This is a genomic window from Candidatus Delongbacteria bacterium (assembly GCA_041675285.1).
Taxonomy (GTDB): Bacteria; CAIWAD01; CAIWAD01; order CAIWAD01; family CAIWAD01; genus CAIWAD01.
In genome coordinates, this window is sequence record JBAYTZ010000001.1 from 293,119 (window position 1) to 308,555 (window position 15,437).

Below are 15,437 nucleotides of genomic sequence, written 5' to 3' on the forward strand. Positions count from 1 at the left end.
GCGGCGGGACAAGCAAAAGGGGAAGGCCGGGCCTTCCCCTTTCTCATGGCTCGAAATGACGTGGGACTTAGCGGCCGGCGCTGGCCGCGGCCCGGGCCGCGCGGACCGTCCGGGCCCAGCCCGCGCCCTCGGCCGCCAGCCGGGCCGCGCAGGCCTCCGTGTCCACCAGCAGCAGGGTCGAGCCCTGCACCAGGGGCAGCGGCTTGCGGGGCAGCGCTTGGCCGCAGGCCAGGCAGTCCTGCAGCGGATAGTCGGGCCCGTCCCGCTTGAGCAGGGCCTTGGTGATCGTCTTGCGGAACAGCTCCTCGCGCTCCTGGGCCTCGGCGTTGCAATGGTCGCAGCAGAGCTGCACGCTCAGCCCGTGGAGGTCCAGCTGGATGACTTCGCCCATGCTGCCCAGCGGTGCGCCCGTGATCAGGCAGCGGGTCAGCGGATAGCGTTCGGGCTCCAGGACAGGCCCGGCGCTGGCCGCGCTGTCGGGCACGGCTACGGCGGGCAGGGCGGGGGTCGGTTCCGCGCCCACCTGGGCGCGCCCGGCGGCGCCCAGCAAGAGGAGGAGCAGCAGGCGGACGAGGGGCTGGTTCATGACGGTTCTCCCACGCTGTTGACCCGCCCGGGCGGGCCGGAAAGAAACCGTCTCAAGGGCGCAAGCGCAACGAGGCGGGCGACCGAGCTTCGGTCCAGATTTCTACTTTCTGGCAGTTCAAACCACAGGACCCGCCATGAAGACCCTGCTGATCCTCCTTCCTGCCTGGCTGGCCACCGGTGCTTTCGCCCAGGTGGTCACGCTGGAGCCCGCCGCGCCGCTGGTCGGCCAGACCCTGACCATCACCTACGACGCCGTGGCGGGCGCCCTGCCCGACGCGCCGGCCCAGGTCAAGCTCCACTGGGGCCTTTACGACCCCGACACGGGCGGCTGGAGCCTGCCGCCGGCCGCCAACTGGCCCGCCGGCTCCGTCTCGCCGGACGGTTTCGCCCTGCAGTCGCCCCTGCTGGCCCAGGGCGGCGGGCTGTTCCAGGTGGCCGTGCCCTCCGTCGAGCCGATGGAGCACATCGCTTTCGTCTTCACCGACGGCGCCAACTGGGACAACAACGGCGGTGCCAACTGGATCGTCGATTACATGGCCAGTGACGTGGCCTGCTGGTGGACGCCCCTGGAGCCCGAGACGGGCGACGTGGTGAGCGTGTTCTACAACACGGGCCCGGGCACCCTGCCCGGCGGCCCGGTACTGCTGCACTGGGGCGTGAACGAGTCCGGCGCGGGCAACTGGGTGGAGCCGCCCCAGGCCGTCTGGCCCGCGGGCACAGTGGCCGTCGGGGACGGGATGGCCGTCCGCAGCCCGATGGTGGACGAAGGCGGCGGGGTCTGGTCCATCCAGCTCACGGCGGTGGAGGAGATCAACAGCCTGCACTGGGTCTTCACCAACGGCAGCGCCTGGGACAGCAACGGGGGCGGCAACTGGAACCTCTTCGTGGGCGAGCCGCCGGTCTTCGCCCAGGTCTGGCACCGCTTCCGGCTGGATCCGCGCTCGAGTTTCTACACCGGTCCGGCGCAGATCAGCACGGTGAATCTGGCGGGCACCATGAACGGCTGGAACTCCACGCTCACGCCGCTCAGTCTGGGCGCGGACGGCACCTGGAGCGTCGAGCGCGTGCTGCAGGAGGGGGCCTACCAGTACAAGTTCGTGGTCAACGGCAGCGATTGGTCGTCCGACCCGGACAACCCGCGCATGAACGCGAACGACAACAACAACAGCATGCTGGACCTGGCGCCTGCCCCCGGTCCGCGGGCCACGGGCTGGTCCCGGCCCGACGGCCTGGTGCGGCGAGAGCCCGCCAGCCTGGAGCTGGCTCTGGGCGTGCGCGCCCCGGACGGCGGCGAGGAGCTGAACCCGGCGGCCTTCACGGCCCGGATCAACGGCGCGCTGGTCGCCCACAGCTGGGACGGCGACTCGCTGCGGCTGACCGTTCCCCTGACCCAGGCCGGCGAGGCCCGGGTGGAGGTGGGCCTGGCCGACATGGACGGCGACCTGGCCACGGCGCGCTGGTGCGCGGCCCTGCAGCCCGAGGGCTGGCTGCGCCTGGACGCCGACCGCGACGACGACGGTCCCGGCTTCTACGGTTATCCCACGCCGCCTGGCGGCTACGCCGACCTGGAGGCCGTGGAGCTGCGCGAGGCGGCCCTGGGCGACTCGCTGCAGGTGCGCGTGCGGCTGCGCCTCTTGCACGATTACAGCCGGGTCAACCTGCTCCTCTTGCCCACGCTGGCGGCGGATCCCTCCGCCGATCACCTGCGCGACGAGCTGGAGACCCCGGACTGGGCCACGGCCGGGCTCTTCCTGTCCCTGCTGAAGCCCACCTCGCCGCACCTCAACCCGGAGCAGGACAACCGCCTGCTGACGGACTACAATCCGCTGATCGCCGGCGCGCCGCTCAGCGTCTGGACCAGCGGCCAGACCCTGGTGGCCAACCTGCCCATGGACCTGCTGGAGGAGCGCCTGGGCAGCTGGCAGGAGGATTGGTTCCTGGGCTGCTTCGCCACGATCACGGGCGTGGCGCCGTTGGAAGGCGGCGTGACCGAGGTGGGTCCCGGCCAGGGCGGCCTCAGCGAAGCCTGGGACTGCGACGTCTACGATGCGGCCTGCGTCGAGCCCGCCGGGTGGGAGGACGTCCTGCTGGCCAACAGCAGCCTGGGCCGGACGGCTCGCCTGGACGCGGCGGGACGCGGCTTCGCGCCTGTGCTGCCGGAGGACGTGGGTCCGCACATGGCCTCGCCCGGCCCCGTGGTGCGCTTCCTGACCCAGGGCGGCTCCACGACCCTGGCCGCGCGCACCGTGCGCGGCACGGCCACGCCCAACACCGCCGGCAGCGTGCGGCTGGTGCGCCAGGCGGGCGCGCTGGCGGACTCCATCGAGGTGGCCCTGGTGGATGGAATCTGGAGCACGAACCTGACGCTGCTGGACGGTCTCAACCGCTTCCAGGCCAAGGCCCAGGACGCGGACGGCTTCTGGGGGTCCAGCTCGGCGCTGGAGATCACCCTCCTGCGCGAACACGCGCCCCAGCCCCAGATCAGCCTGCTGCTGCAGGAATCGGTGCTGCAGCTCTACGGCACGGCCACGGTGGATATCGACGGCGACATCACGGGCTGGCTCTGGGAGATGGAGGAGGGCAACCCCGAGGCCGTGGCGATCACGAACTCCGGCTCGATGGTGGCCTCCGTTCCGCAGCTGCCCGCCACGGACGGCGCCTACTGGTTCCGGCTGACCGTGACGGACGCCCAGGGCCACACGGGCACGGCCCGCGGCCTCTTCGAAGTTGAAAACGGCCGCACCCGCCCGGTGGGCCAGAACGACTACCCGCTCTGGGTGCGCGACGCCATCGTCTACGAGATCTTCGTGCGCAGTTTCGACTCCCGCCGCAACCTGGCCGCCGTCACCGAGCGCCTGGACGAGATCGTCGAGCTGGGCGCCAACACCATCTGGTTCATGCCTGTCTTCGAGGGCCCCAGCGACCACGGCTACGCGGTGAACGACTACTACGCCGTGGAGCAGGATTACGGCACCGAGAGCGACCTGCGCACCCTGGTGGAGGAGGCCCACGCCCGGGGCCTGCGCGTGGTGCTGGACATGGTGCTCAACCACAGCTCCATCGACCATCCCTGGATGCAATCGGCATTGGAGTACGGCGACGACAGCCTCAACCGCGGCTGGTACATGTGGAATCAGGACGGCACGCACCAGTATTACTACGACTGGAGCAGCCTGCCCAACTTCAACGTCTCCCATCCGGACTACAAGCGCGAGGCTGCCCAGCTCAGCCGCTACTGGATCGAGGAGGTGGGCGTGGACGGCTACCGCTGCGACGTGGCCTGGGGCCCGCAGGAGCGCGACGGGCAGTTCTGGCGCGACTGGCGCCGCTCCATCCGCGTGACCCGGCCAGACCTGCTCCTCTTGGCGGAGGCCGGGGCCGACGACTTCTCGATCTTCGACGGCCGCTTCAACCTGGCCTACGACTGGCCGCTGTTCTGGAACGCCCTGCAAGAGATCAACAATGTGGCGCCCTCCACGGTGCAGGACCGTGTGAGCAACGTGGGCTTCTGGTACCCGGACAACGCCCTGCCCTTCCGCTTCCTCGAGAATCACGACGAGGCGCGCTTCTACCCCGCGCACAACGCGGACCAGACCCGCTGCGCGGCGGCCCTGCTCTTCAGCCTGCCCGGCGTGCCGCTGATCTACGCCGGCCAGGAAGTGGGGGAGACCACCCCGCGCGGCCTGATCAACTGGAGCGATCCCCAGAATCTGCGCCCGTACTACCAGCAGCTCTGCCGCACGCGCGGCGCCTGGCCCCAGTTCCGCACCAACCGCTCCCTGCAACTGGTCAACAACGATCCCAGCCAGGTCTACAGCCTGGCCCGCGTGCCCGAGGACCCCGCCACGGACGGCGTGATCCTCTGCGTCTACAACTTCAGCGACAACACGCGCAGCGCCCAGTTGACGCTGCCGGTGGCCGACTGGGGCATGGAGGCGGGCACCTGGTATCTGACCGACTTGTTCGGCGGCGGCGTGCACGAGTACACGGGCGGCGTGGACACCCACGTGAGCGTGGATCTGGCGAACTGGGACGCGCGCTGGTTCATCCTGGGCAACGAGGCCGTGGACGTCAGCCCGCCCGACCCGGCGGTGCTGCCCGTGGAGTTCCAGCTGGGCGAGCCCTGGCCCAACCCCTTCAACCCGCGGGTCTCCATTCCCCTGACGCTGCCCGCGGCCGCCCAGGTGGAGCTGGAGATCTTCAACCTGGCCGGCCAGCGCGTGGCCACTCTGGCGGACGGCTGGCTGCCCGCCGGGCGTCGCGTGTTCCACTGGAACGCCGGCCACCTGGCCAGCGGCACCTACGTCGTGCAGGCCCGCGCCGGCGCCTGGCGCGGCTCGCGCAAGCTCAGCCTGGTGAAGTGAGATGAGAGTCCTTGCCCTGTTGACGATGCTGTCCCTTCTGCCGGCGGCGCAGGCCCAGCGCGTGGAGTGGGACACCCCCACGGAGCTGCGGGTGAGCGGCGCGGACAAGCTCAAGCTGGACGGCGCGCGCGTGGCGGAGTGGCGCCAGAACGGCCCGGAAGCCCTGCTGCCCCTGAGTGTGTCACAGGAAGGGCCGGACTGGCGCCTGCGCAGCGCCCGGCCGCTGGACCTCCAGGCCCAGCACGCCCTGCTTCTCAAGAACGGCAAGCGCCTGCCCGTGATTCCCGCCGGCGTGCTCGACGCTTTCGTCTGCACGGAAGCGCTGGGCGTCTCCGGCGCCGGCCCGCGGGTCTTCCGGCTGTTCGCGCCCCGGGCCACGGCCGTGCGCCTGCACGTCTACGCCCGGCCGGACGACGAGCAGGCCCTGTTGGTCCGCGAGGCCGTGGCCGCCGCCGACGGCAGCTGGAGCGTCGCCTGTCCCGAGGCCGCGCCGGGCATGGCCTGGACCTGGTCGCTGAGTTCCGCCACGGGCGTGCAGGACTGGACCGATCCCGCGAGGGAGTTCGCCGACCCCTGGGCCACGGCCGTGGCCACGCGCAACCACTACACACACTCCGGCCGCGCCCTGCTGCTGGACGAGAGCTTTGCGTGGACCTGCGCAGACTGGACGCCGCCCCCGGCGGACTCGCTGATCATCCTGGAGACCCACCTGCGCGACGCCACGGCGGGGCCGGGCGCCGGCGCCGGCGCCCTGGCGGGCACTTACCCGGGCTACTGGAGCAGCAACACGGGCGGGCTGGCGCACCTGAAGAAGCTGGGCGCCACCGCCGTGGAGTTCCTGCCCCTGCAGGAATTCGGCAACTATGAGATGGACTACAAGAACCCCAAGGCGCCGCTCTTCAACGACTGGAACCCCTACGCGCGCAACCACTGGGGCTACATGACCAGCGCCTTCCTGGCGCCGGAGGCCTACTTCGCCAGCGAGCAGAACCTGAAGCCCGGCGGCTGGTGCGGGCTGGACGGCCGCCAGGTGCGCGAGCTCCAGGAGCTGGTGGACCGCTGCCACCAGGCGGGCGTGGCCGTGATTCTCGACGTGGTCTACAACCACGTCTCCCAGTACGACCACAACCCCTTGAAGATGATGGACACGGCCTACTGGTTCCGGCTGGGTGACGACGGCGGGATGAGCTCGGCCTCAGGCTGCGGCAATGACCTGCAGACGGAGCGTCCGCTGGCCCGCCGGCTGATCCTGGACTCGGTGACCCATTTCGCCGAGGTCTACCGCGTGGACGGCTTCCGCTTCGACCTGGGGGCGATGATCGACGACGAGACGCTGCGCCAGCTGCACGAGTTCTTCGCGGCCCGTGGCCTGTTCCACACCGCCGAGCCCTGGGGCGGCGGGGCCTACGAGCCCGAGACCTTCGCCCGGCTGGGCTGGTCCTGGTGGAACGACCAGTACCGCGTGGACCTGCGCGGCCGCCAGCCCGCCGAGGCCCGGGGCTTCCTGTTCGGCTCCCTCCACCCCGAAAGTTCGCCGGCGCGCCTGGTGGCCAACCTGGCGGGCTCGGCCGCGAGCCTGGGCGGGCTCAATCCCGATCCGCGCCAGGCCGTCAGCTACGTGGCCGCCCACGACGACCACGATCTGGCCGACTGGATCAAGCTGGGCCTGGGGCTGGCCAGCGAGGACACGGTGGTGGCCGACCGGCTGGCTTTCCAGCGTCTCACGCCCGCCGAGCTGGCCCTGCACGGCGTGGCCGCCCTGCACCTGCTCTCCAGCGGCGGCGTGCCCATGCTGCACCTGGGGCAGGACCTGGGGCGCAGCAAGCTCATCGCCCGGGGCTGCGAGGCGGAGACCCGGGTGGGGCGCATCGATCACAACAGTTACGACAAGGACAACGCCACCAACTGGATCGACTGGCGCCTGCTGACCCTGAACAAAGCGTTGGTGGAGCTCTACCGCCAGGCCGTGGTCTTCCGCCGTTCCCATCCGGGGCTGGCCGCGGCCCGGCGCGACGTGCTGGAGGAGAGCCTGACCGGCGCGCAGCTGGCCTGGACCAGCGCGGACGCCGGCGCGGCGGCGGCCTTCAACACGCACCCCGACAACACCTGGACCCTGCGCCTGCCGGGCACGGCCCGGGTGGCGCTGGCCTCGGGACGCGTGGAGCTGGATCTGGACGGGCACACGCTGCGGGTGGGACCGCGCAGCGCCGTGCTGCTGGACTGGACGCCCTGAGTCCGCTCGGACGCCCGCCCGGAGCGGCGGGCCGCGCGCCAGGGTGAACGCGGAGGGGAGGGTGTTCGGAGGTGGGCGGGCTGTCCCACCTGCGCGTGGTTTTGGGCGCCTCGCGTCTTTTCTACATTCAAGCGTCGCACACGCCGTGTCGTGATCGCCGCGCTGCCGGCGCCGCGTCGCCCACGGGCCAAGTCAGGAAACCAGATGGCAGCCATTCAACTGGAACGCCTCCGCAAGGTGTATCCCAACGGGTACGTCGCCGTGGAGACCTTCGACCTGGAAATCCGGGACGGCGAGTTCCTGGTGCTGGTAGGGCCGTCGGGCTGTGGCAAGTCCACCACCCTGCGGATGATCGCCGGGCTGGAGGAGGTCTCCTCGGGCCGGATCGTCATCGACGGCCGCGACGTCACCGAGATGGCTCCGGCGGACCGCGACATCGCCATGGTCTTCCAGAACTACGCCCTCTACCCGCACATGTCCGTGCGCGAGAACATGGCCTTCGGCCTGCGCATCCGGAAGCTCCCCGAGCGGGAAATCGACGCCCGCGTGGGACAGGCCGCGGAGATCCTGTCCGTGGAGTCCCTGCTGGAGCGCCGGCCGCGCGAGCTGTCCGGCGGCCAGCGTCAGCGCGTGGCCCTGGGCCGGGCCATCGTGCGCCAGCCCAAGGTCTTCCTCTTCGACGAGCCCCTCTCGAACCTGGACGCCAAGCTGCGCGTCCAGATGCGCACGGAGCTGGCCCGCCTGCACGCCCAGCTGGGCACCACCATGATTTACGTCACCCACGACCAGGTGGAGGCCATGACCCTGGGCGACCGCATCGTGGTCCTGCACAAGGGCGTGATCCAGCAGGTGGACACCCCCATGGCCCTCTACCAGCGGCCGGCCAACCGCTTCGTGGGGGGCTTCATCGGTTCGCCGGCGCTGAACGTGCTGCCCGGCGAGCTGCGCGCTGGCTGCTTCCGGCCCACGGGCTCCGAGCGCGATCTGCCCGTGGCCCCCGGGCTGCCCGAGGGGCCGGCCCTGCTGGGGCTGCGGCCCGAGGGTCTGGACCTGGATCCCGGGCTGCCCGCGCTGGGCGAGGTCAGCCTGGACGTGGTGGAACGGATGGGTCACGAGACCCTTGCCTATTTCCAGTTGTTCGGCCAGCCCTGTGTCGCCCGCCTGGCCCCCGACGCCACCCTGGCGATGGGCAAGCGCGTGACCCTGGGTCTCAAGCCGGCCGGTTGGCACCTCTTCGCCGCGGAGGGAGAACAGCGGCGTCTGAGCGGAACACAAGCATGACGTACCCACGCCGTGCCGGAACCGGATCCCGCCCGCGCCGCGGGCAGACCGGCCCCCGGGCGGCAGGACAAGCAGAGAGTCGCCGATGAGAACCGCCATCCGCGTGTTGTGCAGCCTGCTGCTGCTGGCCCAGGCCTGGGCCGGCGTGACGGGCAAGATCACGGGCCAGGTGAAGGACCCCCAGGGTCAGCCCCTGCCCGGAGTGAACGTGGTCGTGCTGGGTCAGACCCGCGGCGCCGCCACGGACTTCGACGGGGAGTACTCCATCCTCAACGTGCCGCCGGGAACCTATACGCTGGTGTTCAGCAGCGTGGGCTACCGCGGCCTGCAGGTGGACAAGGTGGGCGTCAGCGTGGACCTGACCACGCGCCAGGACGCCACCCTGCAGGAGAGCATGGTGCAGGGCGAGACGGTGACCATCGTGGCCGAGCGTTCGCTGGTCCAGGTGGACCAGACCTACAGCGCCAGCTACGTGGACGCCAACAAGCTCAAGAGCATGCCTGTGACCGAGCTCTCCCAGGTGGTCAGCCTGCAGGCGGGCGTGGTGGACGGCCACTTCCGCGGTGGCCGCTCGGGCGAGGTGCTCTACCTGGTGGACGGCATCCCCGTCACGGACGTCTACGACGGCTCCCGCGGCGTGGACGTGCAGGTCTCCATGGTCCAGGAGCTGCAGGTGCTCTCGGGCACCTTCAACGCCGAGTACGGCCAGGCCATGAGCGGCGTGGTCAACACGGTGACGCGCGACGCCGGCGACAAGCCCGACGTCACGGTGAGCGGCTGGCTGGGCGACTACGTCAGCAACCACAAAAAGCAGTTCTACAACATCGACGAGCTGGATCCCCTCAACCTCTCCAACGTCGAGCTGGGCTTCTCCTCGCCCACGCCGCTGCCCTGGCTGAGCGTGAACGGCAGCCTGCGCTACTCGGACAACAACGGCTGGCAGCAGGGCCGGCGCCTGTTCAGCCCCCAGGAGCAGATCGGCGCCTGGGAGTCCGACGGCGTGCCCTACCGCTTCTTCAACGCCAGCGAGGTCATGGGCTTCCAGATGGACGACATGTTCGGCGGCCACTTCTTCCTGGTGGACGCGCTGATGGACAGCGCCTTCACGGCCACCATCCAGCAGGGCTTCTATCCGATGGAGGACGCGGCGGACAGCGCGGTCGTCCAGTCCGTGCTGGAGTGGGCCGACGGCCGCAGCCGCCAGCTCTATGAATCGGCCTCGGGGGACGGCGAGGACGTGCCCATGGACGTGGAGGTCAAGCGCAGCGCGCAGCTCAAGTTGCGGGCCGACCTGGGCCCGGGCAGCGTGCTGCGCGCCATGTGGCTGGGCAGCGACCGCAGCTACCAGGAGTACAGCCACAGCTGGCGCTACACGCCCGACGGCCGCCTGCGGCGTTACAGCCGCAGCCAGCTGCTCAGCCTGAAGTGGGACAAGGTGCTGAACCCGGAGACCTTCATGGACCTGGCCCTCAGCCAGACCCTGAACACCTACAACCACCGGCTCTACAGCAGCATCATGGATTCGCGCTATCGCTCGGACGAGTGGTTCCCGGCGGAGAGCGGCTTCTACTACTACACGTTCAACGAGGCGGACCCGCAGAACCCCGTCCGCTATCCCGACGACGTCTACGTGGGCTTCGCCCAGATGGGCGGCACGGAGAACGAGCACTTCGAGCGCCGCACGGACACCTGGGATTTGAAGGGCAACCTCAGCCGGCAGTGGGGCAAGCGCCACCTCTGGAAGGGTGGCTTCGAGTTGCGCAGCCACCGGCTGATCTTCGACCAGCGCAGCGTGAGCTTCAACGGGGACCAGATCGTCGCCCCCCAGGGCGCCAACGACAACCGCTACACGCGCTATCCCTGGGAGGCCTCGACCTACCTCCAGGACAAAATCGAGTTCAGCGACGTGACGGTGAACGCGGGCGTGCGCCTGGACGTCTTCGACGCCAACGCCAGCCTGCCCGCCGACCTGCGCGACCCCACCAACGCGACCCTGGGCCGGGACGAGATCGCGCCCAAGTGGCAGCTCAGCCCGCGCCTGGCCATCGCCTACGTGGTCTCGGAGAACGGCGTGCTGCACTTCAGCTACGGGCACTTCTTCCAGCGCCCGGCCTTCGACGTCCTTTACCAGAACCCGGACTTCGAGCTCACCGGCCTGAACACGGTGGTGGGCAACCCGGACCTGGACGTGGAGCGCACGGTGCAGTACGAGATCGGCCTGCAGCAGAAACTGGGCGAGGACGTGGCGCTGGAACTGAGCTTCTACAGCCGCGACATCCGCGACCTGGTCTCCACCGACCTGCAGATCGAGACCATCAACGTGGACAAGTACTACATGTACACCAACCGCGACTTCGGCAACATCAAGGGCTTCGTGCTCAGTCTGGACAAGCGCTACCAGGGCGGCTTCAGCGCCGGCCTGGACTACACGTTCCAGGTGGCCGAGGCCAACGCCTCCAGCGCCGACGCCGCGCGCAACGCCGTGGAGGCGGGCAAGGAGGTCAACAAGTACCTCATCCCGCTCAACTGGGACCGCCGGCACACGCTCAACGGCAACATCTCGCTGGACCGCGGCGGGATCTGGGGCCTGAGCCTGCTGGGCAGCTACGGCAGCGGCCTGCCCTACACGCCCACGCCCAAGAGCGAGGACCTGGTGGTGGGCCTGCTGGAGAACAGCGGGCGCAAGCCGACCTACGTCAACTTCGACTTCTCCGGCTACTGGAACGTCCTGAAGTCGCCGGACCTCCAGCTCAACATCCAGGTCAAGAACCTGCTGGACCGCCTGAACGAGAACAACGTGTTCGCCCGGACGGGGCGCGCGGGCTACGACATCGACTGGCAGGACACCCAGTCGCAGCTGGTGGTGGATCCCGGCAACTACTCGCGTCCGCGGGAAGTCATCCTGGGCTTCCGCCTGTCCCTGTAGCACGGCGCACGGCCTTCAACCTCGAACGGCGAGAGGATTTACATGCAGCGCACCCTCATCCTCCTGATCCTGGCCGGCGGCCTGGTCCGGCTCACCCCCGCGGCCTGGTACGACGACATCTGGTCCAGTCCGGAGGCCAAGAAGAAGAACCTGCACTCGGGCAACCTGGTGCAGACGACCTTTTACAACACCGGTCTGGTGGGCCGCGTGGGCGCCGAGTACTCCTTCGAGTGGCCCAAGGGCACGGGGGACGAGTACATCGGCGACATCTCCATCTGCGTGGGCGTGGAGTACTTCAACAAGCTCCTCAACAAGCCCGTCCGCAGCGTGGCCGTCACCCAGAGCCCGGCCCGCGGGCGCGACGAGGTGAACCCGGCCAACCCGGCCGAGTACTGGACCTTCATGCCCCTGCCGGGCTTCGCCAACCCGGAGACCACCCTGGTGGGCATGAGCCACCAGCGCCTCTCCTGGCCCGACGTCTGGCCGGACAAGGGCTGGCCGGGCTCGTGGAACGGCTACTTCGGGCGCGACGTGAACAACGCCGACCAGGAGAGCTACTTCTGGGTGGACGACAGCCGCGACCGGGAGTTCCTGGGCACCCAGTGGGCATTCCGTGACACGGTGGAGACCTACTTCCCCGGCCTCTGGGCCCAGACCTTCCCCGGCGAGCCGGACTCCATGCTGGTGCCGCGCATCCAGCCCTGGGCGGACGACACGACCCACGCCGGCCTGGGCCTCAAGGTGGCCGTGCGCGGCTTCCAGTGGTCCCACGCGCTGGCCGAGGACGTCACCTTCTGGCTCTACGACATCACCAACACCAGCGAGATCGACTACGACAAGGTGGCCTTCGGCATGGTCTGCGGAACCCTGGTGGGCGGCGACGGCGACTCGGGCGACGACGTGAACCAGTTCTCGCGCGACGACGAATTCACCTACACCGAGGACTTCGACGACCGCGGCGCCAGCGGCTGGACGCCCGTCCACCCCGGCGTGCGCAACGTGGGCATCGTGGGCTACGCCTTCCTCGAGAGCCCGGGCAACTCGGTGGACTGGCTGGACAACGACGGCGACAGCCGGGCCACGGATCTGCCGCGCCTGACCCTGGACCGGCTGGCGGCCTGGGTGGACACCACCAGCGTGCTGGCCGCCGACCAGGTGGTGGTGGCCATCGACTACAACGATCCGCTCTACCCGCGCCATCTGGTGCGCGTGCCTGTCCCCAGCGTGCCGCCCCAGGCCGCGGACACCCTGGTGCTGACCTGGCGCAACCTCGAGATCCCGATCTACGCGGGCAAGGTCGTGCGCGAGGATCCCAGCAACCTGGTGGACGACAACTTCAACGGCGTCATCGACGAGAGCGACGCCTACCTGGACGCCGTCTACGTGGACTGGACCCTGCTGGGCCTGAGCGAGCCCGCCGCGGGCTCGACGGAGATGGTGGAGGTGCCGCTGGCCCTGCTGCAGGAGTACGACCTGCTGGTGGACGAGCGCCGGGACGACGGCCTGGACAACGACGGCGACTGGAACGCCGAGTTCGACGACGTGGGCGGCGACGGCCAGCCGGTCACCGGTGACACGGGGGAGAACGACGGGCTGCCCACCGCGGGCGAGCCGCACTACGACGCCCTGGACATCACCGAGAGCGACCAGCTGGGCCTGACCTCCTTCAACGAGTTCACCTTCAGCGAATTCTCCAGCCGCAACGACGACGACATCTGGCTGCGCATGGTGCCCGGCGAGTTCGACAGCACGGCGGGCGCCCCGGCGGACCACGACTTCCTCTACGGCGCCGGCTACTTCCCGCTGCGCTCGGGCGAGACCCAGCGCATCAGCCTGGCCGTGGTCTTCGGCGAATCCCGGGATGACATCTTCGGCAACCTGGCCACGGTCCGGACCATCTACAACGAGAACTACAACTTCATCCAGCCCCCCAGCAAGCCGGCCGTGCAGGCCGTGCCCGGCGACGGCCGCGTGACCCTCTACTGGGACGATCGCGCCGAGCGCAGCGTGGACCGGATCAGCCACCTGCGCGACTTCGAGGGCTACCGCATTTACCGCGCCACGGACCCGGGCTTCCTGGACACCTACAACATCACCGACGGCCGGGGCAACGCGGCCTCGTTCTCGCCGGTGGCCCAGTTCGACCTGATCAACGAGGTGGAGGGCTTCTTCCCCATCGCGCTGAACGGCACGCAGTACTACCTGGGCAGCAACAGCGGCCTGGTGCACAGTTGGACGGACACCACGGCGGTCAACGGCCAGAACTACTTCTACGCCGTCGCGGCCTATGACCGGGGCGATCCGGAGTCCGGCTTCCTGCCCGCGGAGACGGCCAAGCAGGCCAGCATCGACGCCGCGGGCCGCGTGACCCTGGACGTCAACACGGTCTACGTCAGCGCCGCCGCCGCCGCCTCCGGCTACCAGCCCGGGCTGGTGCAAGAGGAGGCCGAGCACCTGAGCGGCAGCGCCACGGGCGGCGTCATCCCCGAGATCGTGGACGAAACCCGGCTGGTGGACGGCGCGCGCTACCAGGTCAGCATCCTGGCCGACACCACGGCGCGCATCCAGGACGTGCTGGGCTGGCAGTACACGGCCTGGCAACCGGACACGACCTTCATCTGGAACGCGGACATCGGCGGCTACGTGGCCCACATCGACAGCGTGGGCTACGATTCCACCCGCGTCCTGCTGGGCGAGGTGATCGTGCCGGCCTTCGCGTTCTCCATGCGCCGGGACGGGATGGAGCCGGTCATGGAGAGCTTCCCGATCAACACCGACACGCCGCAGCAGTCGCTGACCTACTCGGGCGTGGACGTGGACTTCTTCAGCGCCCGGCGCCTGGACACCGGCGACACGCTCCACGTGCGCGTGCGGCTGGACACCGGCGACACCCTGCGCGCCGACGGCGAGTTCGACTTCGATTTCGATCAGGGCAAGGTGATCTACACGCCGGAGTTCCTGGCCGGCGTGCCCGCCGGGCTGGTGGAGGTGCTGTTCTACTACCGGCACAACCTGGTCCACAAGCACCTGGTGCCCAACCTGACGGGCTACGCCACCGTGGTCCAGGCCTACGATCCGGTGGTGGAGGGCCTGCGCCTGCGCTTCCAGAACGACTGGTTCCTCCAGGCGGACCCGACCTTAAGCGGCTGGCAGGACGCGCCGGCCAACATGCTGCCCTGGACCCTCAGGACCGTGACCATGCTGGACAACAGCGCGGGCTTCACGCGGGAATTCACGGGCACGGCGCTGCCCCGCGACTACCGGATGGAATTCGTGGGCGAGGAAGCGGGCAGCGTCAGCCTGTCCCCCGCCCTCTTCCCGGACCAGAGCATGAACACGCTGTTGCCGCGCATCGTGCCCAGCCTGCAGACCAACTACCGCATCTGGGACATCACCGATCCCGACGCGCCCCAGCCCGTGGAGTTCTGGGTCTACAACCCGAACCTCAACCAGGGACCGCCGCCCTTCGGCCGCAACACGACGGACTCCTTCGAGTACCGCGACTTCATCCTGCTGGCGGCGGACGATCCCGCCCACCCGGGCACGCGGCTGGTCAGCTGGGCCTTCGGCGTGGCCGTGGACATCCCCACCAACCGGATCGGGGACTACACCCTGCCCGCGGCGGGGGACCGCTACACGGCCGTCACCAAGAAACCCTTCACGGATGAGGACCGCTACGCCGTGGACGTGGCGGCGCCTTCCTACAGCCTGGCCCAGGCCGCGCGCGAACTGTCCCGCGTGCGCGTGGTGCCCAATCCCTACCTGGCCACCGCGGAGTGGGAGCCCAAGCCCATCAAGGGCAACCGCGGGGACCGCAAGATCCAGTTCACCCATCTGCCGCCCACGGCCACAGTGCGCATCTACACGGTGCGCGGCGAGCTGGTGGCCACCCTGCACCACGACTCGGAGGCCTGGGACGGCAGCCTGGACTGGAACCTGAAGAGCAGCGAAGGCCTGGACGTGGCCTACGGCATGTACATGTACCACGTGGACAGCCCGGCCGGCGAGAAGACGGGCAAGTTCGCCCTGATCAAGTAGGAGGCCC

General features: G+C 69.6%; 6 protein-coding genes. 5 read left to right on the forward strand and 1 reads right to left on the reverse strand.

What is annotated here, in order from left to right:
* Positions 1-67 precede the first annotated feature (67 nt).
* Positions 68-586 (reverse strand): hypothetical protein, encoded by a 519-nt coding sequence (locus WC326_01045; GenBank protein ID MFA7329635.1) that lies wholly within the window; start codon positions 584-586, stop codon positions 68-70.
* Positions 587-722: 136 nt separating this feature from the next.
* Here WC326_01045 and WC326_01050 point away from each other — a divergent pair, with 136 nt between their 5' ends.
* The 5 genes from WC326_01050 (at position 723) to WC326_01070 (ending at position 15,430) form a co-directional block, all read left to right on the forward strand.
* Positions 723-4,952: an alpha-amylase family glycosyl hydrolase gene (locus WC326_01050; GenBank protein MFA7329636.1), complete on the forward strand. Its 4,230-nt coding sequence runs from the start codon at positions 723-725 to the stop codon at positions 4,950-4,952.
* Between the two features lies 1 nt (position 4,953).
* Entirely contained in the window at positions 4,954-7,185 is a 2,232-nt protein-coding gene (locus tag WC326_01055; protein ID MFA7329637.1) for an alpha-amylase family glycosyl hydrolase, read from the forward strand.
* A 204-nt stretch (positions 7,186-7,389) separates the two neighbouring features.
* Positions 7,390-8,466: a sn-glycerol-3-phosphate ABC transporter ATP-binding protein UgpC gene (gene ugpC / locus WC326_01060; protein ID MFA7329638.1), complete on the forward strand. Its 1,077-nt coding sequence runs from the start codon at positions 7,390-7,392 to the stop codon at positions 8,464-8,466.
* An 85-nt stretch (positions 8,467-8,551) separates the two neighbouring features.
* Positions 8,552-11,392, forward strand: a complete 2,841-nt coding sequence (locus WC326_01065) for a TonB-dependent receptor (GenBank protein ID MFA7329639.1) — start codon at positions 8,552-8,554, stop codon at positions 11,390-11,392.
* A 42-nt stretch (positions 11,393-11,434) separates the two neighbouring features.
* On the forward strand, positions 11,435-15,430 hold the full coding sequence (locus WC326_01070) for a hypothetical protein (GenBank protein ID MFA7329640.1): 3,996 nt from the start codon (positions 11,435-11,437) through the stop codon (positions 15,428-15,430).
* The last annotated feature ends 7 nt before the right edge of the window (positions 15,431-15,437 follow it).

Bases quoted from the DNA above. Each gene is read 5' to 3' on its own strand.
- WC326_01045 (MFA7329635.1), bottom strand. From the start codon at position 586: ATGAACCAGCCCCTCGTCCGCCTGCTGCTCCTCCTCTTGCTGGGCGCC.
- WC326_01050 (MFA7329636.1), top strand. From the start codon at position 723: ATGAAGACCCTGCTGATCCTCCTTCCTGCCTGGCTGGCCACCGGTGCT.
- WC326_01055 (MFA7329637.1), top strand. From the start codon at position 4,954: ATGAGAGTCCTTGCCCTGTTGACGATGCTGTCCCTTCTGCCGGCGGCG.
- ugpC (MFA7329638.1), top strand. From the start codon at position 7,390: ATGGCAGCCATTCAACTGGAACGCCTCCGCAAGGTGTATCCCAACGGG.
- WC326_01065 (MFA7329639.1), top strand. From the start codon at position 8,552: ATGAGAACCGCCATCCGCGTGTTGTGCAGCCTGCTGCTGCTGGCCCAG.
- WC326_01070 (MFA7329640.1), top strand. From the start codon at position 11,435: ATGCAGCGCACCCTCATCCTCCTGATCCTGGCCGGCGGCCTGGTCCGG.